The 21,704-nt window shown below is 52.2% G+C and carries 16 protein-coding genes, 1 tRNA gene and 1 other RNA gene; 8 read left to right on the top strand and 10 right to left on the bottom strand.

Annotation, left to right across the window (positions count from 1 at the left end):
- Window positions 1-73 precede the first annotated feature (73 nt).
- The 3 genes from ffs (at window position 74) to ACQ4M4_RS16945 (ending at window position 1,226) form a co-directional block, all read left to right on the top strand.
- An RNA gene (ffs, locus tag ACQ4M4_RS16955) (signal recognition particle sRNA small type) lies at window positions 74-170 on the top strand.
- A 173-nt stretch (window positions 171-343) separates the two neighbouring features.
- Window positions 344-745, top strand: coding sequence for a phasin family protein (locus ACQ4M4_RS16950; protein WP_430685623.1), 402 nt, complete (start codon window positions 344-346; stop codon window positions 743-745).
- 49 nt (window positions 746-794) lie between these two features.
- Window positions 795-1,226, top strand: coding sequence for a hypothetical protein (locus ACQ4M4_RS16945; protein ID WP_430685622.1), 432 nt, complete (start codon window positions 795-797; stop codon window positions 1,224-1,226).
- 259 nt (window positions 1,227-1,485) lie between these two features.
- On the opposite strand, the gene era is transcribed toward ACQ4M4_RS16945, so the two are convergent.
- A complete protein-coding gene (gene era / locus ACQ4M4_RS16940) occupies window positions 1,486-2,451 on the bottom strand; it encodes a GTPase Era (RefSeq protein WP_430685621.1) in 966 nt (321 codons plus the stop codon).
- A 628-nt stretch (window positions 2,452-3,079) separates the two neighbouring features.
- On the opposite strand from era, the gene ACQ4M4_RS16935 reads away from it, so the two are divergent.
- From ACQ4M4_RS16935 to ACQ4M4_RS16925, 3 genes are all read left to right on the top strand, one after another.
- On the top strand, window positions 3,080-4,363 hold the full coding sequence (locus ACQ4M4_RS16935; protein WP_430685620.1) for a hypothetical protein: 1,284 nt from the start codon (window positions 3,080-3,082) through the stop codon (window positions 4,361-4,363).
- 219 nt (window positions 4,364-4,582) lie between these two features.
- A complete protein-coding gene (locus ACQ4M4_RS16930; RefSeq protein WP_430685619.1) occupies window positions 4,583-7,459 on the top strand; it encodes a sensor histidine kinase in 2,877 nt (958 codons plus the stop codon).
- 196 nt (window positions 7,460-7,655) lie between these two features.
- The gene (locus ACQ4M4_RS16925; RefSeq protein ID WP_430685618.1) at window positions 7,656-8,111 is read left to right on the top strand and encodes a Fur family transcriptional regulator; all 456 of its coding nucleotides are present in this window, start codon (window positions 7,656-7,658) and stop codon (window positions 8,109-8,111) included.
- Window positions 8,112-8,280: 169 nt separating this feature from the next.
- Here ACQ4M4_RS16925 and ACQ4M4_RS16920 read toward each other — a convergent pair whose 3' ends face one another.
- The 5 genes from ACQ4M4_RS16920 to lpdA form a co-directional block, all read right to left on the bottom strand.
- Window positions 8,281-9,165, bottom strand: coding sequence for a peptidoglycan-binding protein (locus ACQ4M4_RS16920; protein WP_430685617.1), 885 nt, complete (start codon window positions 9,163-9,165; stop codon window positions 8,281-8,283).
- 336 nt (window positions 9,166-9,501) lie between these two features.
- A complete protein-coding gene (locus ACQ4M4_RS16915) occupies window positions 9,502-10,839 on the bottom strand; it encodes a hypothetical protein (RefSeq protein ID WP_430685616.1) in 1,338 nt (445 codons plus the stop codon).
- 78 nt (window positions 10,840-10,917) lie between these two features.
- Window positions 10,918-11,178: a DUF5340 domain-containing protein gene (locus ACQ4M4_RS16910; protein ID WP_430685615.1), complete on the bottom strand. Its 261-nt coding sequence runs from the start codon at window positions 11,176-11,178 to the stop codon at window positions 10,918-10,920.
- A 152-nt stretch (window positions 11,179-11,330) separates the two neighbouring features.
- Window positions 11,331-12,224: an indole-3-glycerol phosphate synthase TrpC gene (trpC, locus tag ACQ4M4_RS16905; RefSeq protein ID WP_430685614.1), complete on the bottom strand. Its 894-nt coding sequence runs from the start codon at window positions 12,222-12,224 to the stop codon at window positions 11,331-11,333.
- 241 nt (window positions 12,225-12,465) lie between these two features.
- Window positions 12,466-13,896, bottom strand: a complete 1,431-nt coding sequence (lpdA, locus tag ACQ4M4_RS16900; RefSeq protein WP_430685613.1) for a dihydrolipoyl dehydrogenase — start codon at window positions 13,894-13,896, stop codon at window positions 12,466-12,468.
- Window positions 13,897-14,583: 687 nt separating this feature from the next.
- Between lpdA and ACQ4M4_RS16895 the strand changes: the two genes are divergently transcribed.
- The gene (locus tag ACQ4M4_RS16895; RefSeq protein ID WP_430685612.1) at window positions 14,584-14,817 is read left to right on the top strand and encodes a hypothetical protein; all 234 of its coding nucleotides are present in this window, start codon (window positions 14,584-14,586) and stop codon (window positions 14,815-14,817) included.
- Between the two features lie 30 nt (window positions 14,818-14,847).
- Here the strand turns inward: ACQ4M4_RS16895 and ACQ4M4_RS16890 are convergent, their stop codons facing one another.
- Complete coding sequence (locus tag ACQ4M4_RS16890) at window positions 14,848-15,633, bottom strand: TrmH family RNA methyltransferase (RefSeq protein ID WP_430685611.1); 786 nt, start codon at window positions 15,631-15,633, stop codon at window positions 14,848-14,850.
- A gap of 232 nt (window positions 15,634-15,865) precedes the next feature.
- Window positions 15,866-15,949: transfer RNA gene (locus ACQ4M4_RS16885), tRNA-Leu, on the bottom strand.
- A 280-nt stretch (window positions 15,950-16,229) separates the two neighbouring features.
- On the opposite strand from ACQ4M4_RS16885, the gene murA reads away from it, so the two are divergent.
- Window positions 16,230-17,633: a UDP-N-acetylglucosamine 1-carboxyvinyltransferase gene (murA, locus tag ACQ4M4_RS16880; protein ID WP_430685658.1), complete on the top strand. Its 1,404-nt coding sequence runs from the start codon at window positions 16,230-16,232 to the stop codon at window positions 17,631-17,633.
- A 553-nt stretch (window positions 17,634-18,186) separates the two neighbouring features.
- On the opposite strand, the gene ACQ4M4_RS16875 is transcribed toward murA, so the two are convergent.
- Both ACQ4M4_RS16875 and ACQ4M4_RS16870 read right to left on the bottom strand, forming a co-directional pair.
- On the bottom strand, window positions 18,187-20,115 hold the full coding sequence (locus ACQ4M4_RS16875; RefSeq protein WP_430685610.1) for an ATP-binding protein: 1,929 nt from the start codon (window positions 20,113-20,115) through the stop codon (window positions 18,187-18,189).
- Window positions 20,116-20,769: 654 nt separating this feature from the next.
- Window positions 20,770-21,702, bottom strand: coding sequence for an ABC transporter ATP-binding protein (locus ACQ4M4_RS16870; RefSeq protein WP_430685609.1), 933 nt, complete (start codon window positions 21,700-21,702; stop codon window positions 20,770-20,772).
- Window positions 21,703-21,704 lie beyond the last annotated feature (2 nt).

Genomic DNA, 21,704 nt, shown 5'->3' with positions numbered 1-21,704 from the left:
ACCCACGGCAAGCTTGTGATTGGAAATGATGCATTCAAGCGTTGAAAGCTTGCGAACGTGCTATGCTGAAAGAGACCTGGACCCACGCGGCTTCGACGCCCAAACTTTGTCAGGACCGGAAGGTAGCAGCAATACGGGATGCTCGGAGCAGGCGTGGTCTCCGGGTCTTTTTGCTTTCTGGGGCAATTTTTGTCGAACAGGTTGCGTCTTGGCTCTGCAGCTAGGGTTCGGTTTTCCTGTCCATCGCCAGCGTGGATTCGCTTCATAATAGATGCTGGGTCATATTTTTTGCTTTTGAAATGTGATCGGCTGTATGCGTGTGGCGCTATCTAGGAGATAAGCTATGGCTGGTTTTGGCGACTTGGTGCAAAAGGCTTTTTATTTGGGGGTGGGGCTGGCCTCTTATGCAGGTGAAAAGGCTGGCGGTACGTTGTCGGAGCTGCGCGTGCAGGCGCAAAAACTGGCGGATGAGCTGGTAGCTCGTGGCGAAATCACAGCGGACGAGGCCAAGCGCATGGTGGAAGAAATGGTGCGTCGTGCGCAAGAAGAACCCACGGCTTCTGCAAGCAATAGCACACCTGCCGAACCTCGCCGGATTGAAATTTTGTCGGATGATGAGCCGTCGCCCCCAACCCAATCGTCAACTCAAGCCCCAACCCCGCAGGCCACATCCCCAGCGGATGAGTTGCGCCAACAAGTCGAAAAGCTGCAAGAAGAACTCCGACGATTGCAGCGCGACCAATAAATTTTGCGTCTTTCCCGCTTGGGGCTACACCACGTTTAGGACAATGGCCATGGATGATTGGCAGGGAGAATGGGAGCGAATGTTTGAGACGTTTGCACGAGATGTTGAGCAGTTTTTTGAGGATGTAGCCAAAGGTGTGAATGATGCGGCTGATGCAGTTGCAGAATTTACAGAAGAGGCGTTTGAGCGGTTTGAGCAGGCGATCGCCCCCAGCTTAGACGATTTCGAACAGGAGGTTGAGGGCTTCGTTGATCCGGTCATTCAGCTCATCAGTACTGTCGAAGCTTCCATCATGCAGGCGATGGAACCGGTTTCCCATACGGTTGATCCCATTGTGAATGAGCATCCAGCCTGTGTGGGCTGCCAAAACTATCACGGCCACTCCTACAACGGAGAGATGTTGGTGTGTGCCATGCATCCCCATGGCTGGACTGCCGACAACGACTGCCCAGACTACGATGGCCCCTGGCGCAAGCATTAGAGTATTGCACCACACGGTTAACTCATCTATTTTTTGTAACGTCAGTTGCGGTTAAGGGCTTTTCTGAGGATTGTGCGACGCGCAACCCTCAGAAAAGCCCATTTTTGCAGGCGCGACACGCACGCAAAAATGGGCCATCTTATCCAAAACTCAGGTCTTTGTAGAAGTCTCGCCAGGTAAGGCTTCTACAAACAATGTTCTCATGTGCAGACGTTGCACCAGTACCGCTTTGAATGAGCAAGCCTTATTGACTGCTGGCCTACTTTTCAACGCGATAGCCAAGGTCGGCCAGATGCAAGCGTGAGTGTCTCCATTTGGGCTGTACCTTGACGAACAGCTCTAAATACACCTTTCCCATCAGCAGTTTTTGAATTTGCTCGCGGGCAGCGGTGCCAATGTCTTTAAGCATGGAGCCGCCTCTGCCAATGAGAATGCCTTTTTGCGACGATCGCTCTACATGTACGGTGGCCATGACATGGGTAATGTCGGGCCGCTCGTCTACGCGGTCAATGGCGATCGCCACAGAGTGAGGCACTTCTTCTCGCGTGAGCCGCAAAATTTGTTCGCGAATGAGTTCCGCCATAATGAAGCGCTCTGGCTGATCGGTCACCAGATCGGGCGGGTAGTAGTATGGCCCTTCTTCCAAGTATTCCATTAGGCGAGTTTGCAGCTCGTCTAACCCGGTACCTTCAACGGCAGAAAATTTAACGACAGGCCAGTCATGATCTGCAGCGATCGCCCGGTAGCTTTCATCAATATCAGGCCGATCATCTGGCTGTACATCGGCTTTATTGATACCGAGCAAGACTGGAGTTTCGGTTTTTTCGAGGAGCTGAGCCACAAAGCGATCGCCTCCCCCCGCCTCGGCGGTACCATCTACCACAAACACCAGCACATCGACCGAATCAATCGCGATGCGAGCATTTTGCACCAACACTTTGCCCAGTTCGTGGTGTGGCTTGTGAATACCGGGGGTATCGACAAAGATGAACTGCGCTTCTGGCGTGGTGAGAATGCCGCGCAGTCGATTACGGGTGGTTTGGGCAATCGGCGATGTGATGGCGATTTTTTGCCCCACCAGATGATTCATGAGGGTGGACTTGCCCACATTGGGACGGCCTATAATGCCTACAAAGCCCGACCGAAAGCCAGCCGGAGCCGTTGGAATGACGGGTAGCGAATCAAACGGTAAGGCAATATCAGAGTTGACGGGCGCATCGCTCATGGAAGGTCATCAATCCCACTTGGGGCTAGAAAACGGACGAATCTGGACGCAACAGCACAGCCACATTGCGCACACTCACGGCACAACGAATTTGGTGTAGTGTTGCGAACCTAAGTTATCCTAGCGAACTCTCAGGTCTGAGTTTGCGCGATGGATAGAAATAGGTGCAGTTCTTATCAGTTGGAAGGGTAATCGAGTGGAAGAGTGGTTGATCGTAAAGGTTGCTGAGGACGATCGCAGCTTTGTCTTCCGAGTCATTTCAGGAAAAATCCATCCTAGATAGGCTGGCTCGAAGAATCTCATTTCCCTGGATGGTGAGCTGTGTGGCAAGAGATGTGTAGCAGCTGTGTGGCGACATTGAGAGAAATAGCGAGATTTCCTCGGTTACACTCACCAATTTGCTTTCGCCCTCATTTGCTTTCGTTCACGAACCGTTCACATCGGATCTGTTCGCTTAAGCTAGTTATAAATAAAGAGTGTGCAGCGTGAGTGAGATGGGTGTATTGAGATAAGATGCGGTCAGATGATTGAGCCTAGTTGGCTCAGTTGGCGATCGCCATGTTATGCAAGCCGAACGGAACGGTTGTTTGCAGCTATTGGTATTGTTGTCTATTGGTGTTGCACGTTTATGGCTAACTTTCCCCTCAGCCCTCAGCCACCCCATGCAGATAGCAATTCCACTTCAGAACGGGCAAGCTCCCCCTCCACTTCAGAACGGGCAAGCTCCCCCAGCTGGTTGCAGCGCTATGGCTGGCTTGGGCTAGCGGTTGTGATGATTGTGCCTATCGGGTTAGGAACCTGGGCCGTGCGAACGTTGACCCAATTGCCCGATGCCCCCACATGTTGGCAAAGTTCTGTGGGCCAAGCTGCTGCTGCGACACAAATTTATTGCGCTGAGCTACTAGCCAAAAAGGCAACGGCAGCCGACTATCGGCAAGCGATCGCTCTGGTGGACAAAATTCCAGTTGATGACCCGCTACGACCCAATGGCGATCGCCTCATTCAAGCCTGGGCCGAAGCCATTTTTCGCATTGCCGAAGCCGCCTATCAACAGGGCGACCTAGAAACCGCCATTAACACAGCTCGGGAAATTCCTGCCCGCTCAACTATCGCTCAACGGGTTGAGGCCACTATTGAACAATGGGAAACCACCTGGAAAACCGCTGAATCCATTTATCAACGCGGCCTAGACCATATTGACGAGCGGGAATGGTACGCCACGTTGTCGGCAGGACGAGAACTGCTGGCCCTGGAAAACCGCTACTGGGCCACTACTCGATATCAAGATTTAATGCGACAGCTTCAAACGGCCAAAGAGGAGCGCAAACCCGACCGCAAACCCGTGGCCAAAGCTTCGCCCGGAAGCGTAGAAGACATGATTGCCCGCTGGGAGCGTGAGCAAGATCAAGCAGATAGTAACCGCTTGCAGCAAGCCAACCAGTTGGCAGGTTCTGGCAACTTGGATGGCTTGAAGGCAGCGGTAGAAGAAGCCCAGCAAATTTTGTACGGAACTCCTCGGTATGAGCAGGCCCAGCAAGCGATCGCCACTTGGCGCACGCAAATTGAAACTTTGGAAGATCGTCCCTATCTGGATCGAGCGGTGGAGTTAGCCAACGAAGGGCGATACCGCGAAGCAATCAACGAGGCGGGGAATATTGGCTGGGGGCGATCGCTCTATCAAGAATCGCGCGATCGAATTGAGGGATGGCGCGCCGAAGTTTATCAACAACAGCTTGCAGACCAGGCTGCTTCTTCTATGAATGCGGCAGAGCCAGTGCCAGTATCTATCCCCAACTCAACAGAGCCCGTCAGCATTCCAGCATCGACTTCGTTTCCCTCCCAGGCTCCAATTGATGCAGAACCGTTGCCGTTGGCTTTGCCCATACCAGATCAGGAAACGTCGTCTCCTTAATTCAAAAATTTGTGTAAAAATTCGTACATAGCTTACGCAGAATACGCGATATCGCGTATGTGCTTAGTGTCACTATCAGGATCAGCGTGAACTGATGTAGGGCTTGGCGATAGCTGCTAGGCTCGAACTGAATCACCACGGCCCCTTGCCTACTGCTTTGCAAGCGTGAATGCATGGTCGCTTGCGTCATCTTCACAAGATGCAATAAGAGGTTTGGCGATGGCGCCTATTCACCCAGCAGATGATGATTCGCAATCTGACAGCCCTGCGGCAGTTCCTCAGCCAGTGCCGCCGCTATTGAGTGTGTTTGCAAATATGGATGGTGATGTTGAGTTTGCGCGATCGCAGTTTGAGCTGTTGTTGATGGCGTCGATGGATGCGATCGCCCTGTGTGGAGGCAGTGGCCAGTTCCTAGCGGTCAATCAAGCCACCTGTCAGCTTTTTAACCTACCGCTATCTGCACTGCAACAACACGAGGTGAATCATTTTTTGCCAGAAGATAGCGCCCTACGAACCTGCTGGAACTTGACTCCTCCAGCGCAACGGTTCACAGGAGAAACCCAAATCCGCCGATTGGATGGAGGCGTGCGAGATGTGGAATTTGTGGCGATCGCCCATTGGGTATCCCATTGCCATGTCTTGATCTTGCGGGACCTAACTGAGCAGCGCAAAGCCGAAACCGACTACCTGATTGTGCAAGAAGCGGTTGAGTGGGAGCAACAGGCCCGCGAGCGGGAACAGTTTATTGCCAACATTGCTCAAACAATTCGCCAATCCCTCAACTTGGCTGATATTTTGAATGCCACCGTCAGGATGGTACAGCAATTTTTGGCCGTTGAGCGGGTGTTAATTTTTCAATTTCAGCCAGATGGGAGCGGTCAAGTAGTGGCCGAGGCCGTGAGCGCAGGCATTCCCTCAATTCGCGATCGCACCATTTGTGATCCATGCTTTCAGGGACCCAGGCTGCAGCCCTATGAGCAGGGGCAAATTCATCGGGTCAATGATGTTCTCAACGCTGACTTGGAAGCTTGCTATATCGAGTTGCTCACCAGCCTTGATGTGCGTGCCATATTAGCCATTCCCATTTTGGTGCGGCAAGAGTTATGGGGCCTATTGGTGGCTCACGAATGCACACGGCCTCGCCATTGGGAAGAGGTAAACTGGTTGCTGCTGCAACAGCTCAGCACGCAAATTGCAATTGGGATTCACCAAGCCAGCCTATACCAACACATTGAACAGCAGGCTCAGCGCGAGCAGTTATTAAACCGCATTAATCAGGTGCTTCGCAGTCGGTTAGATCTCGATGCCCTGTTTGCCGTGGCCGTAGAGGAGATTGGTCGTCAACTCAAGCTATCTCGCGTGGAAATTGTTCGCTACATGCCGCGAGAAGCGATTTGGATGAATGTGGCCAGCTATCGCAGATCTTCAGACTTGCCAAACGCCTTTGGCCTGGTGATTCCCGATGAGAATAACAGCATTGCTGTGCGCCTGCGACAGCTGGAGGTGGTGCAGGTTCATCACTATTCTGCCGAAGCCGATGAGGTCAATCGTTCTTTGGCGGATACCTACGATGGAGCATGGCTGCATGTGCCCTTACCGGGTCGGCATGGCCCTTCGGGGCGATCGCCCGAGGTTTGGGGCAGTTTGTCGCTGTGTGCTGTGTCCTATCCGCACCAGTGGAAGAGTTGGGAAGTGGAACTGGCATGCCGCATTGCGGATCAATTGGCGATCGCCATCCAACAATCTGAACAGTTTGCCAGCAGCACTCAGCTTAATACCGCGTTGGAATATCAGGTGCAAGTTCGCACCGAGCAGTTGCAGCAAGCACTGGAATTTGAGGCCCTGCTCAAGCGTATTGCCGAAAACGTTCGCGATAGCCTCAACGAAGCCGACATTCTGCAGGCAGTCGTCAGCGAACTCTCGCAACGGTTAGAAATCGCTGGCTGTGAGGTGTCGCTGTATGACCATCATCAACAGGTTTCAACCATTCGCTATGAGCGGCTACTAGACCCAGAATTGCAATCAGCCCAAGACCGAGTCATTCCGTTCCAGGCGATCGCCCATCGCATGCGGCAATATGAGCAAAATATCACCTTCCAGTTTTGCAGCCTGTACTCCGAACCTGTGCGCACGATCAGCCGCATGTTTTCCGTTTTGGCCTGTCCAATTATGGGAGATCAGCAGGTGTTGGGCGACATTTGGCTGATGCGTCGCTGCGAAGCCGCCTTCAGTCCAGCAGAAATCCGGTTAGTGGAGCAAGTGGCAAATCAATGCGCGATCGCCCTACGACAGGCCCATCTTTATCAGGCGGCCCAAGCTCAAGTACAAGAGCTAGAGCGCCTCAACCGCCTCAAAGATGACTTTCTCAGCACCGTTTCTCATGAGCTGCGAACCCCAATGGCCAGCATCAAAATGGCGACGCAAATGCTGGAACATGTGCTGGTCTCCCCAAGATATTCAAATCAAGCGCCAGAGCAAACTACCCAACCTGGAAGATGGCTAGACGCGGAAACAGTACAGCGCATCAGTCAGTATCTTCAAGTTCTGCATGAAGAATGCCAGCGCGAAACGCAGCTGATCAACAACTTGCTGGATTTGTCCCGTCTGGATGCCGATGTCGAACCGCTCATGCCAACAGAAATTAACTTGGCACTGTGGATTCCCCATGTTTTGGAGGTGTTTCGGGAACTCATTCAGACGCGATCGCACACTCTCAGGGTCGACATTCCAACGACGCTGCCAGCGATCTATACCGATTTAGCCTATCTTGAGCGCATCTTATCGGAGCTGATCAATAACGCTTGCAAGTACAGTCCACCAGGCGAAACCATTTCCTTAACCGCAGCTACCCTATCCCAAACTCCCCTCACCTTTTGTTTAACGGTTGTTAACTCTGGCGTTGAAATTCCTCCCTCCGAGCGCGATCGCATTTTTGAAAAGTTCTATCGAATTCCGTCCAACGATCCCTGGAAATACGAAGGAACAGGACTTGGACTGGCTCTGGTCAAAAAATTGGTGGCCAACTTGGGAGGCAATATTCAGGTTGAAAGTGGCAACAACCTCACCCAGTTTATGGTGCGATTACCCAACCTTTAGCCGGCAGATGCAAGTTCTCGTCAAGTGGCGATCGCACGCAACGTCTCTTAACATGGCGATAAACTGCAACCCGTGGGAAATAGACGATCATCAGGGATCAAACTATTAGCTATTATTCTCAATAAGCAGCTTTTCTTGCAAATCGCGTTCAAGTTGGCTATCATTCTCAATAAAGCTGGGCTATTGAGAAGGAAATATGACGATTTATACCACTACCTCCCTCAAGGCTGAACTCAACGAAAAGGGATGGAGACTAACGCCCCAGCGGGAAACTATCCTGCAAATTTTTCAGAACCTCCCCAAAGGGACTCACCTAAGTGCAGAAGATCTCTACAACCTGCTAGATGAAGAAGGCCAACCCATTAGCCTATCTACGATTTACCGCACGTTAAAGTTGATGGCGCGGATGGGTATTTTGCGAGAATTGGAACTGGCAGAAGGCCACAAACATTACGAAATCAACCAGCCTGCGCCCTATCATCACCACCATCTCATTTGCGTGCGCTGCAACAAAACGGTGGAATTCAAAAATGACGGCATCCTCAAAACCGGCATGAAAACGGCTCAAAAAGAAGGCTACCATCTTCTAGATTGCCAACTCATCATTCATGCGGTGTGCCCAACCTGCCAGCGATCGCTCATGCCCATGTAATCCCATGGCTTAATAGCTGGGCGTTATGCTTCGGCCATATTTGGCCGATACCTTTCACGTGTTTGCCCAGAACAAAGATGAGAACGCAGGCGTACTTTCTAAAGCAGCTGCGTTCTCATTTTCTGCTCGCCTGCGGTTCCCCATTCACCTTCTCGCCAGCTCTGGAATGCTAGAGACCGTAGGCTCGCTGGGCATCGCGAATTGCTTGTTCAGTCGCAGGACTCATGACCCCATCAATCGGCCCACGATAAAAGCCCTGATTGCTCAACCGTTGCTGAAGTTCGGCAACGCTGTATTGACCTCCAAAGCCTACGGCTGGAACTGCACCAGTGGGATACTGAGGCAGTCCACCCGGGTAGCTTGGCGTTGTGCTGGGCTGAGTGACGACGGGCGACACCACCCCAGGAGCGGAATTCGGTGCTGGAAAGCCTGAAGCGCTGCTAGGCGCAACTGGCGGGGCCGGACGGTTGAGCGCGCTGAGGGTGTTTGGCCCTACTAACCCATCGGGAGATATGCCCTGAGCCGTTTGAAAATTGATGACAGCGGCGGCAGTTTGTTCCCCAAAAACACCATCGACCACCCCGGAATAATAGCCCAAGTTTTTGAGACTGGCTTGTACGCTGGCGACCTGATCCCCTACATCCCCTAGTTGCAGATAGGCGCGATCGCCCTCTGCACCCCCCGACTGGCGAAGTGCAGCCCAGGTGGCTTCACCTGCAATACCATCTGCCGACAAACCAATGGATTGTTGAAAAAGAATCACGGCCGATTCGGTTAACGAGCCAAAGTAGCCCGTAATTGGCCCAGAGTAGTATCCCAGATCTGTTAGGCGAGTTTGCAGTTCGGTTACTGCTTCGCCGCTGTCTTCTAGCTGCACGGTGGGGTTACCCAGTGCTTGGCTCAGCAGCATTGCGGCTTTGATGGTGTAGGCAGGATCTGAATTGCGGGTGGGTTCGACGGCGATCGCTGCACTAGTTGTGCCCACAAAGATTGTGCCCGCAATCGCCACCCACATCCAAGAATTTAGAACACACAGGTTGAAATGTAAGCGCATAGGTGTAGCCGTAAAGTCTCAACAATGGTGCATTGAGGTTGTAGCGTTTTGGCTTGTAATTTTAGGAGATTTCGAGCTCTACGAATCACTTATTTCGCTCAACTTACTCAATTGGGGGATATTTTTAAAGACATGTCCCCAATATGGGCTTTGGGAAAAAGAGTTTTGAATGCACAATGCACCTTTGCTCGCGATCCCGTGGGATTGAGCAAGCAGGGAGAGATGGGCGATCGCTCTGGGCGATCGCCTCTGCTGTATGCATTGCTGCGCTGTTGCTAGCCAACTCTTCAAAACACCATTCGTGCAGGAGGTTAATGAATAGGAAATGAATGGAATTTAAGCTTGAGGCCGATAGTTGCGACGACGAAGTAAAAACTCTGGAATGTCGTGGATGGTCAGGCGAGGAGCCGCACTGGCAAACAGCGGATGCAATTCTTCTACGTCAGCTACGCTGGCAAATTCAACGACAGCTAGCAGCTCCGAAAAAATAGCACTTAGTGCTGGGTTGACGCGCTCGTTTGCCAAAATTTGCAGCTGAGTCTCTTCTAGAAGCTCGCGTAAATGGGCAATTTGACGCTGGCTGGTCAGATATTGGTCTTTCCAATGCTGGATGGCGGCTTCGTACTCAGTAGCCTGCTGCGCCTGCTGGAAAATTTGTTCCTGCATGTCGTTTGTATGCTGCTCAAGTTCCGCAATGCGCTGTGAGTAGCGATCGCATTCAGCTTGTAGCTCTCGATAGCTGTGCTGCCACATGGCTTGCAACCGCAACTGTCGCGCTAGCTCAATTTCTAGTTCTTCGACTTTGATTTGGGCTTTGGCTAAGTCTCGTCCCAATGTTGCGATCGCCTGGTTATGTTTTGCCAGCGATCGCCCCCGACTGGTGTTGAGAGCTGGCTTAACGGCCAACGGCTCAGCATCGCTGGTGGCGAGTTGAGCTTCTAATTCTGCCACACGGGCTTCGTGCTGGCTCAGCGCCACCGACAGGTTTTGCACTTGCTGTTGCGCCGTTTCAAGCAGCCCCTGCAGGCGGCTTGCTAGCTCTTGCGCTCGGTTTGCCTCTTGTTCTAGTTCGGCAATTCGCTGTTGGTTATTGGCTAACGCAGTTTGAAGTGTGCCAATCTGCGCTTCCAAATTCAGCGTTTCGGGTGTTTCTTGCGGAGTCGGCGTCTCTAATTTGCCATCGGCGTGAAAGGGCTGGTTCATGATGGCCCGACTGCGCGATCGCACATCATCCAAATGCGTATCAATAATTTGCTGCTGCTGCTTGATCCGCAACCGCAATCGGGCGATCGCCTGCTGTTGCACACAAGCAAACTTTTCAGTCGCGGCCAACTGCGACTCCAACAGGCCCTGCTCCTCCACCTTGACCCGCATTTCTTCCAAATACGCAAGCGCCTGATCGAGCGCCTGCTCTAGGTCGTGAATGCGAGATGTACGATCGCGCTCCTGCGATCGCAGGAGCGCCAGCTCAGTTGATAGAGCCGCAACCTCTGCCTCAGAAGGACTCACATCTTTCTGAGACCGATCGGACTGAGACCGATCGGACTTGGACAACTCTGCTTCGGACAATCCTGCTGAATGTAGCTCTACCGAGGGCTCCTCCGACGGTGTAGCACCCTGCGAAGCGAAGGGGAATACGGTCGAAGCAACAGAGGTCTGTTCCGGATGAGTCACGCAGAGCCTCCCGTAAATCGCTACTGACTCAGTCTACAGGATGCTCCCCTGAGATGGGGAGACAGATGCTACGGATCGTTATTGCCCGGTTGGGGTATCCGATGCTACTGGAGTGGCGCAACTGTTGAGCGACCATCGATAGTCGATCGGCAGATTGGCTCGCTCACAGCTTTGCTCAAGCCGCTTTTGCTGCGAGAGGGCTTTCCGTAGGGTGATGATCAGCTCGTGCACGAGTTCTTTTTGGTGGGAATCGTGCCCAACTGCAAACATGGTTTGTCGTTCTAACAGCTGCAAGAGCAGCTCGTAATGAATATGGGATGGGAGAGGTATGGGATCCATCAAGGTCGAGCGGGTACCAAAGGGAATTCGTTAAAGAGGTTTGAGATGGAAGAATGCCTTGGGGCTTTGCGGAGGTGCTTATGAGAAAAAGGTATCAGCAAAGTCTAAGGATTCCGTAATTTGCTCATTGCTTTTTAGCCGAGCTGTTCACATTATCCTTGGTTCACAGAGAAAAGCCTAGCGATCGCCTCAGTTGGATCCGCTTGCTTTACCAAAGATTCACCGATGAGGACAGCCCCAGCCCCAGCCTGAGATACGGTCTGCAAGTCTTCGGTGGTGTGCAGCCCCGACTCGCTAACGACCAAAATCTGGCGATCGCGCAATACCTGGCCGCTTGTGGTTAACAACTGACATGTGGTGTTGAGATCGACCGAAAAATCTTCCAGATTGCGGTTGTTGATTCCAACCAGGGTTGCCCCATCTAACGCCAGCACCCGATCCAATTCGGCTTGCGTATGCACCTCGATCAGAGCGGTCATGCCCAGCGACTTCACAATTTTGAGGAAATACTGGAGGTCCTTATCTGACAGAATGGCGGCAATCAACAGCACGGCATCTGCGCCATTCAACCGCGCCATATAGATTTGATAGGGATAAATGATGAAATCCTTACAGAGCAGCGGCAGTTCAACAGCCTGCCGAATTTCTCGCAGATAACTGAAACTGCCCTGAAAGAACTTTTCATCCGTTAGGACAGAAATGCAACCGGCCCCGCCCGCCTGGTACTGCTGAGCGATCGCCACAGGATCAAAATTCTCGCAGATGATTCCTTTGCTAGGAGATGCTTTTTTGACCTCGGCAATGAGAGCTGGCGTTGTTTGACCATGCCGCAGCGCGCCCACAAAATCTCGAACGGGCGGAGCCATGGAAATATTGGCCTGAAGCTCCCGTAGTGGCTTTTGCTCGCGCCACCGCTCTACCTCAGTTTCTTTGTACCAAACAATCTCTTCCAGAATGTTTTGAGGCTCTCCACCCTCCATTTTGACCTGGTAGCGCAGGGATTCCACGGAAATAGCAGGGTTGGGTGGGCGACGACGAATTTGCATATCAATCAACAATGGCGATGGGAAAAGGCAGAATGCAAGAGGGCTGGGACTGACGCACTTGATCCGAAAAACCAGTGGGTTGAATGATGTTTGGAGCGCTAAGCGCTCCAAACATCATTCAACTGCATAAGTCCTGAGGGTGTAGGCCAAGAGATGAATTACTCGTCGTACGCCATAATCCAGGAAATGATCCACGCACGCACCGCTCATTCTTGGCCATAGTTCTCGGTTAGCGAGATGTTTAGTGAGTTGCCGCCCGCTTAAAGGCTTCATCTAGCACTTCTGACAGGGTTGGGTGCGTATGGACGTTGTAGGCCAAATCGTTGACCGAACGGCGTCCGGCGATCGCATTTGCCGCTTCCTGAATCAGGTCGGATGCGTGCAGTCCGATAATGTGAACTCCTAGCACTTCTCCGGTATCTTCTCGGAAGATAACTTTGGCTAAACCATCCGTTTCCCCCTCGGCCAGAGCCTTCGAGTTGCCCTTAAAGTAAGAGCGAGAGGTGCCAACCTTAAAGCCCTCGGCAGAGGCCAGTTCCTGAGCGGCTGGCTCAGTCAAGCCGACAAAGCTCACTTCAGGATGGGTAAAGGCCGCAGCAGGAATACTCCGGTAATCCACATGGCGATCGCGCCCACAGATATTCTCAACCGCAATCACACCCTGAGCCGAAGCGGCATGGGCAAGCATCATCTTTCCGGTAGCATCGCCAATGGCCCACACATGAGGCACAGGCTGACCATCCACCAACACCTGCATCTGGTCGTTCACAGGGATAAAGCCCCGGCGATCGGCCTCAATGCCCATCGTTTCCAATCCCAAATCCTTCGTTGCGGGAATGCGCCCCGTCGCAATGAGACAGGCATCCACCTCTAGCACTTCCACAACTTCTTTGGTTTTGGCATCGGCCAGCTCAATCATCACTGGTGAACCAGGAATGACCCGCTTTGCCAGCAACCCGACCCGAGTTTCAATATCGCGAGGCGAAATCAGCACCCGCTGAGCCAATTTAGCAATATCGGGATCAAACCCTGGCATCAACTGATCCAGCGCTTCGATCATCGTCACCTCAGATCCAAGGGCGGTATAGATATCGGCAAACTCTAGACCAATGTAGCCGCTACCTACCACCGCAACCCATTGCGGTAGCCAGTCCAACCGAATCGCGTCATCGCTGGTGAATACGGTTTTGCCATCCAGCTCCACCCCAGGCGGCACAAAAGGTACCGAACCGGGCGACAGCATAATGTCTTTCGCGGTAACAATTTTTTCGCCCTCAGCAGTGGCAATGCTGAGCTTGTTGGGGCCTGCAATTTTGCCGCGTCCGTGAATGGTATCCACGCCTAACCGCTTGAGGCTATTGGTGAGATCGTCGCGAATTTTGCTCACCAAGTTAAGGGCGTGGCTCGAAATAGCCGCTCGATCAAACGATAGGTTGTCGAGCTGAATGCCCAGCGCCTTGAGGTGATGGGCATCGCGCAGTTCGCGTACGCGACCCGATGCAGCCAGCAGTGCCTTAGAAGGAATACAGCCCCGATTGACACAGGTACCACCCATGTCCTTCGCTTCAATGATGGCCGTTTTGAGGCCGCAGCTTACGGCATGTAGGGCAGCGCCATGTCCACCAACACCCGCCCCAACAATCACCAAATCGTAATCAAATCCTTCACTCACGTCCGCTTCTCCGAAGGGTTCTGCACAATAGCTCTGCTAGGACTCACGCACAACCTACGAAAACTGGAGGGTTTGAAACATTGAGCGGGCTAAGCCGATTTATGCTCTATCCAATGGCGTAAGTCCTATCTGTCTAAATTTTCATTGCTTTGGGGCATTTAGACAACTCTAAGACCGCTCCAATCGGGTTGAATGGGGCAAAATTTTGGGTTGAATAGGGGTTGGATTGAGGCAGAGCCGTCGCCGAAAGTCCCACCAGACAGCAGTTTTGCCAGCAGGCGATCGCTCCTGTGACCCAAATTAAACCTAAATCTGTACTAGCATAGCGCAAAAATCTACCCAGCTTTACCGAAAAAAGGTGGGGGTCCCGTTGAGGAATTCCGAAAACTTGCGGAGGGTTTGTTCTCCCAGAAAACGCTAGGCTCCAAAGAGTTGTGAGGATAGGCAGCCTTTTTTGTGCACTTTCTGCACAGTCACCCCATTTGTCCCAGTGGTGATGTGGCGGTGGCGGTTCCTACCCGCTTGATCGTCGCGATCGCCGCTCATCCCCAATGTCCCACATACAACTCCAAGGTTTCATATTGAGCGTGGGACATGGATAGGTTGAGTTATCTTAGAACCGTTGAAAAACGGGAACCGTTTTTTAAGGAAGCCCGTCAGTCGTCATCTATGGGAGGCTAAACCAACATGAGCGAAAATCAAAAAGAATTGCGCCGCGCCGCTGCTCAAGCCTTCATGGAATCGCTTGACCAACTGGAGCAACGGTTGAGTATCACCAAGCCAGTGCAGCCCGTCTCTCCATCCCCCAAGGCACCCCAGGCTAAGATAGATCGCGACATTGTTCAGGATTTGGAAGAAGCCGTAGCAGACATTGAGCAGCATATCCATATCAGTCCGCTGCACCAAAACGAGGCTTCCTAAACTAGCTTGCTCCAGATTTCTTGAGAACAGCTATCGCTGCTGCCGTTTCGCTTCGTACAAAATGAGAGCGGCAGCGATCGCCACATTTAGAGACTCCACACCCGGCTCTAGGGGAATGCGCACCGACACATCGGCGATCGCACTCGCTTCTGCGGAGAGTCCGGAACCCTCATTCCCCAGTACAACCAGGGTGGGTTTAGCAAAGTCAACATCCCAGTACGTGAGTGCGGCATTCATGCGGGTAGAGACAACTTGCACCCCCTGCGCTTGCAAGGTGCGTAAATCAGCAGACAGCTGTGCGGTATTGACCATTGGCATGCGGAACCATTGCCCTGCAGTCGCCCGCAATACCTTTGGATGATCCAAATCAACGCTATCGTCGCTAACCCAGAGGCCATCCACCCCAACAGCGGCTGCGGTACGAATCATGGTTCCCAAGTTGCCAGGGTCTTGAATGGTTTCTAAGGCCAGCCCCAGTTTCAACGGTTGGGGAATGCTGGGCTGAGGGCGGCGTGGCGCGGTTGCAATCACCCCATCGGGATGCACTGTTGTGGCGATCGCCTCTAAAACAGGTTCGCTCACCAACTCCACTCGCTGGGCCTGCTGTCCAACCTTGATCCACAGCTTAGGATAGCGATCGCGCCAAGACTCGGTGCAGCAAACCGTTGCTAAAGGATAATGGAGCGCGATCGCCTCCTCCAGTAGATGAGTTCCCTCTAGCAAAAACAATCCTTGCTCTCGCCGCTCTTTTGCCCGCTGCAGCTTACGCAATTGTTTAACTAGCGGGTTTTGGACACTCGTCAACACCAGATTCACCGCTGATTTACCTCACCCATCGTCCCAAATGCATCGATTGCACGACCTTGCAACCAGAGGATTACCGTATTCCTCTTTCTTTAGCATCGATAGAAAATTCCGTATGAATATTAAGCTTTGATAAGCAATTTAAACGTAAAGGGAATTCGGAGCTGTAATTAAAACCAAAAGATGAGGTTAGCCTCATACCTTTGGCTAGCCTCATCTCGATAAATGGCGTTGCATCGAATGATGCGGAACCCGGGACTTGAACCCGGAAGTCTTTGCAGACACTAGAACCTGAATCTAGCGCGTCTACCAATTCCGCCAGTTCCGCTTAGCAGCGCTTGAACACTGCGATTAACAATCATGCGGCAATTGCCCTCTACAGTCAACCCCCTTTTTCGAGAAAATTTCGGAACTCTCGTCGTTTTCCCGGCAAATTCACAGAAGATGGCACTGCCCAGCAGGTCAACGCGGTAGACAAGCCAGCTCTTTTCGGTAGAATCTAAACCGGATTTGAAATTTGGCTGTATACAACGGGAACCTTGTAAAAAGTTCAAAACTGTACTTATCAAACTTCAGATTCAACGGTTCAATTTGACAGTCTCGCTCGCATAGCGGAGGGTACTCCCATTCTTCATTCTAATCCTTCATCCAATAACCACGCTTCCTTTGAAGCCGATAGCTCTATCCTAAAAATCGTGGGGGGGCATCGTTTATCAGGAGAAGTCCGCGTTAGCGGGGCCAAAAACTCGGCATTGGTCATTATGGCTGGTACACTGCTATGCCCTCAGGACTGTCGGCTGCGCAACGTGCCTTCGCTTATGGACGTTTCTCGAATGAGCGAGATTTTGGCCAGTTTGGGAGTAAAGCTGAAGCGGCATGGAGACACGCTAGAGGTCGATGCTCGGCACATTAGCCAGTCCAAAGCACCCTACGAATTAGTGAGCCAACTGCGAGCGAGTTTCTTTGTGATTGGTCCATTGTTGGCCCGTTTGGGAGTGGCGCGGGTGCCCTTGCCTGGTGGGTGCGCCATTGGGGCTCGTCCGGTTGATTTGCATGTGCGTGGTTTACAAGCCATGGGTGCCGATGTGCAAATCGAGCATGGTACGGTGTATGCCTATGTGCCCGGCTCCAACAAGCGACTGAAAGGGGCTCGAATTTATTTGGATTACCCCAGCGTGGGCGCAACCGAAACCCTGATGATGGCGGCGACCCTAGCCGATGGCGAGACCATTCTGGAAAATGCGGCCCAGGAACCTGAAGTCATTGATTTGGCCAATTTCTGCCGAGCCATGGGTGCCCGAATTCGCGGTGCTGGCACCAATACCATCATTATTTCTGGGGTGCCTAGCTTGCACTCGGTGGATTACAGCATCATCCCCGATCGCATTGAGGCAGGTACATTTTTGGTGGCAGGCGCGATCACTCGGTCCGATATTACGGTTGGGCCAGTGGTGCCCGATCATTTGGCAGCCGTCGTTGCCAAGCTACAAGCGATTGGCACCACTGTGGTCGAAGAAGGGTTAAACCGTTTGCGTGTTGTTCCGGGCGATCGCCACATAGGAACCGATATTGAAACATTGCCGTATCCTGGCTTTCCGACCGATATGCAGGCTCAGTTTACAGCGCTGTTGGCGGTGAGCGAAGGCGACAGCATCATTACCGAAACCGTGTTTGAAAACCGCCTGCGCCATGCTGCTGAGCTAAATCGCATGGGGGCTGATATCCGGGTTAAGGGCAACAACGCCATCATTCGAGGAGTTCCGTTCTTGTCGGGGGCTCCGGTCAATGCAACAGATCTGCGAGCTTCGGCAGCGCTGGTGTTGGCTGGCTTAGCCGCTCAGGGCACTACTCTGATTAGCGGCTTGCATCACCTGGATCGTGGGTATGACAACTTGGAAGCCAAGCTCAAGGCTGTAGGAGCCAAGATCGACCGAATTGTGGGTGAAGCGCCTGCTCCTTCGGTCGATGTGGTAGCAACAACGACCAGGCCCAGAACGGATGGTCTTTCCTAAAACTAGTCTAAAGCGGGTCTAAAGCCAGCCTATCCAACCTCAGCTCCTAAATTTCAATCCCAGGTCTAAGCAGCCGAGGATTTCTTAACTAAGCGGATGAAGGATGATGCCCAGCGTGGTATCCTCGTCCGTTTTTTTATTAGCTCGCCTGCACAAATCGTTGAGCAACTGGGCCGCTTAACGATTATGCTTCCAACCACTCGACACCAGGTCTAGTAAAAGAACGTCAGTTGCGGTTCAATGCTGTTCCGAGAATTGCGTGGGGCGCCACCCTTGGAACAGCACTGCTGCAGGTTACGGGATGCTTCGACATATCTATTGCGCTAGACGCACTGTAGAGCTGACGTTTTGAAACCTGAGTTTTGGATAAGCTGAAGTGCCTATTTTTGCGTGCGCGATGCGCACGCAAAAATAGGCTTTTCTGAGGGTTGCGCGACGCGCAACCCTCAGAAAAGCTCTTAACCGAAACTGACGTTTTTGAAGAGTGGAGGTTGGTTTGAGCTTTTCCCTTCAACGGTTGAGCCTTGGTGGAGCGGTCCTGTTTGACGGTGGGTTAACTCAGAGCAGTAAAGGGAAGTTTGACTAAAAATTGCGTGCGATGATTGCTGCTGCACACCTCAATCTCTCCACCCAAAAATTTGACTAGCTCTTTGACCAGGGTCAGGCCAAGACCTGTGCCGCCTTGCTGCCAGCGATCGCCATTGGCAACTCGATAGAACTTGTCAAAAATGTGCGGAAGTTCATTTGCCGGAATTTCGACACCAACGTTGGTCACCAAGATGTGAATTTGGTCTGCTTGCTCTAGAACAAGCAGTTCCACAGAGCCGTTGGGGGGGGTGTACTTGCAAGCATTGTTCATCAGCTCTGTTGCAATGCGGTTTAGGGCGACGGCATCGCAACAGAAGTTGGGCAAATTAGGCGCAAGCTTGAGCTCGAAGGTGAGTTGACGAGCCTGCAAACGTTCTTGGAATGAATCGGCAACGATGGATAGCAGTTCAGCGAGATCAACGGGTTCGATCGCCCCTAGGTGACTGCCAGCATTGAGCCGCTGCAAATCGAGCAAATCGTTAATTAGATTGATTTCGTGCTGACACTCGCGATCGAGAATTCGCAAGTATTGGCTGGTGGGGTCATCAATCACGTCGGCTGACGGGTCCGCTTCATCCAAACAGTTGGTTCGGTTTAGCACCATCGCCAAAACCTGAATTGCCATTTTCATATTTGTAATGGGCGATCGCAGCTCATGAGAGGCCGTTGCCAAAAAGTCATCCTTGAGCCGATGCTGCATTTCTAGCGATGCCACCTGAGCCTGTACCGCTTGATACAGCCTCGACTGCCGAAGGGCGATCGCACATTGGCTAGCCACCTGCTCCACAAACCGCACCTCCTGCCTCCCAAATACCTCATCGGCAGAACGGTATAGCCAAATATCTCCAAACACTTCCTGATCATCAAAAATAGGGCACACCAGAATGGCATATCGCTGCGAAACCCGGCGAACATCCATTTCGGCAATCTGGCAAATTTGTAAACTCTCTCGCTTCAACAAAGGGCGATAAAGCGCTTCGTGGTTGGCAAGTGCAATCACCGTGCCGAGTGCGGTGGGCATATGGGGCGCATGCTCGTACAGGATGGTTGAGGTAGTCAGCTCGGCATCATAAATTCCGGCATCACAACAATCCAAGGTCAACACATCGGACAGTTCGCGCACGGCAGCATACAAAATTTGCTGTTCATTCAAGCTATCTCGCACACGGTCGGTGACCCGTCTCAGGGCAGCTTCGTATTGAAGCGATCGCTGGAGTTGGGCTGTGCGTTCTACCACAAGTTCCTCTAGGCGATCGCGGTAAATCCTCAGTTCTTTTTCTTGCTGCTGCAGCTGCTGCATCGTGAGCCGTCGTTCACAGACTTTCGCGATCGCGGCGATCGCCAGCGATAAAAACGACACCTCGGTCTGCGTCCAAGGATAGGGTTCGGAAGTACTATCAAACTGGACTAAGCCATGCACCTGCTCCTGCACGAGAAGTGGCAGCAGCAGTACGGCCCGAGTGCCGAATGTGAGAGGCAAGTCTTGGGCAATTTCAGCGACGTAGCGATCGCCCATATTGACCACATGCCCCTGGGCAACGGCAGTTGGGCAAGCAATGTACCGGGGTTGCCGCGTCAGCGGCCAGCGGCCAACACCATGGCCAAACTCGGGCATCGTTTCGGCGTGCCACTCAGCACACAGCTGAAGCGACTCGCAGTCATCGGCCCAACCACACATTTCCCACACGGCCACGCGCGCCGCACCCGAAGCCTTACCCAGCCACGCCAAACATGCCTCATAGGGACTTTCGGTATCTGGTAGCTGCAACAAGCACTGCTGAACCAACAGCAACATTTCCAAATATTGCTCTCGCCGCTGCAACAAGAACTCTTCCTCATGACAGTGCTGTTGGATTGCATGCCACTGTCTGCAAAAGTCCTGGCAATTGCCCATGAAAACGACCCAATCGCTACGTCCAATAAATGTCTTTTTTAAACCTAGGACTTATGCACTTCATCCGAAAAGCTAGGGGGGTGAATAATTTTTGAAGCGATAAGCGCTTCAAAAATTATTCACCTGCATAAGTTCTGAAACAGTGAGCTTGATGAAGCTTTGACGAGAACAATGCAGCCAACAACGGCCTATGGACTCCTTCCAATATTTGGCGGAGCACTCGAACCTGTTTGCTCGAACCTGTTTGCTCGAATCGGCAAAAAGATCGTTTGGCAAACCTTACGTTCGCTGTGTCGCTTAATGATTGCCTGCTCAATGCATGGCTGGAATGGTCAAGTCAGCCTCATCATTCAAATGTTCGTTTTCTGCGATGCACTGCGTAAAGCTTGGGGCTATGCTTTGCAGTGTTGGCAAATGGTTGGGGGAACCGGCTTACCTACTCAGATTGGCGAGTAAACCCAAGGCCAGGCGGCTAGGCAGACTTAAAAGTTTGAGGGTTTCTGCCAATCGTGAAGTTTATCCACAAGGCGGAAAGAATATTGAACAAGTTGAATTAGGGGTGCAGAAATAAGCTTGCTAAAGTACCTGGATTTATGAAGTCAGGCAGAGAAATATCTTAAATATCCTATCTCGATCCTGTAGAGTCTCCAATGATTATGATGCTGGGGCGGGAGCTAATGGAGGCTGGAGTGGGAGAGTGGGTTGCGTGACTTCGATGTAAACATGTTCCAGTCGCACGGGCTGCCGGGATAACGAATCGATGGGAATTCCCTCAAAGTGATTCAAAATTTCTTGCAATTCAAGCCGTTGGGGAAGCCACATCACCAAGTCACCGCCGTAATATCGGCAGGAAAATCCGAGTTTGGCAGCTCGGGCGATCGCCCGTTCCTCGTCGGGAGTCACGATTACAGCAATTTCTTGAGCAGGAATGCGCTGCTTGAGTTCGTCTAAACTGCCTTCTGCCAAAATTTGGCCGCCTTTAAGAATGCCAATGCGGTGGCACAAACGCTCGGCTTCTTCCAGCAAATGAGTCGTCAGGAGGGTGGTGATGCCCTGGTGTTTGAGCTGACGAATGAGTTCCCAAATTTCGAATCGGGCCTCTAGATCCAGACCGGTAGTTGGTTCATCCAAAATGACGAGCTTGGGACGGTGGACTAGGGCGATCGCCATGCTCAGCCGCCGCTGCATACCACCACTCAAGGTTTCCACCGGAGAGTGCGCCCGACTGAGCAAATTCACCGCATCCAAACATTGAGGAATTCGCTGCTGCCGTTCTCGCCGCGATAGGCCATAAATGCGCGCGAAAAATTCCAAATTTTCTGCACAGGTGAGCGATCGATACAGCAGATTCTCTTGCGGAACGATGCCAATCCACTGCTTGGTCTTGTCAGAAATGGGCTGATGGTTCACCTCAATGGAGCCGCTATCCGGGTGGAGCAGGTTGCAGATGAGGTTGATGGTGGTCGTTTTGCCAGCGCCGTTTGGCCCCAACAAGCCGTAGACCTCGCCAGGATGAATGTGAAACGTCAGGCGCTGCAACACGGTGCGATCGCCAAACTGTTTAGTTAACTGTTCTAGTTTGAGCACGT

The organism is Leptolyngbya sp. AN02str, from assembly GCF_050565595.1.
In the GTDB taxonomy this organism is placed as follows: domain Bacteria; phylum Cyanobacteriota; class Cyanobacteriia; order Elainellales; family Elainellaceae; genus Kaiparowitsia.
Note: the sequence above shows the minus strand (reverse complement) of the source record. Positions and strands in the feature narration are given on the sequence as shown.

Bases quoted from the DNA above. Each gene is read 5' to 3' on its own strand.
- ACQ4M4_RS16925 (WP_430685618.1), top strand. From the start codon at position 7,656: ATGACGATTTATACCACTACCTCCCTCAAGGCTGAACTCAACGAAAAG.
- ACQ4M4_RS16930 (WP_430685619.1), top strand. From the start codon at position 4,583: ATGGCGCCTATTCACCCAGCAGATGATGATTCGCAATCTGACAGCCCT.
- ACQ4M4_RS16950 (WP_430685623.1), top strand. From the start codon at position 344: ATGGCTGGTTTTGGCGACTTGGTGCAAAAGGCTTTTTATTTGGGGGTG.
- ACQ4M4_RS16910 (WP_430685615.1), bottom strand. From the start codon at position 11,178: ATGGATCCCATACCTCTCCCATCCCATATTCATTACGAGCTGCTCTTG.
- ACQ4M4_RS16895 (WP_430685612.1), top strand. From the start codon at position 14,584: ATGAGCGAAAATCAAAAAGAATTGCGCCGCGCCGCTGCTCAAGCCTTC.
- ACQ4M4_RS16920 (WP_430685617.1), bottom strand. From the start codon at position 9,165: ATGCGCTTACATTTCAACCTGTGTGTTCTAAATTCTTGGATGTGGGTG.
- ACQ4M4_RS16875 (WP_430685610.1), bottom strand. From the start codon at position 20,115: ATGGGCAATTGCCAGGACTTTTGCAGACAGTGGCATGCAATCCAACAG.
- trpC (WP_430685614.1), bottom strand. From the start codon at position 12,224: ATGCAAATTCGTCGTCGCCCACCCAACCCTGCTATTTCCGTGGAATCC.
- ACQ4M4_RS16935 (WP_430685620.1), top strand. From the start codon at position 3,080: ATGGCTAACTTTCCCCTCAGCCCTCAGCCACCCCATGCAGATAGCAAT.
- ACQ4M4_RS16945 (WP_430685622.1), top strand. From the start codon at position 795: ATGGATGATTGGCAGGGAGAATGGGAGCGAATGTTTGAGACGTTTGCA.
- era (WP_430685621.1), bottom strand. From the start codon at position 2,451: ATGAGCGATGCGCCCGTCAACTCTGATATTGCCTTACCGTTTGATTCG.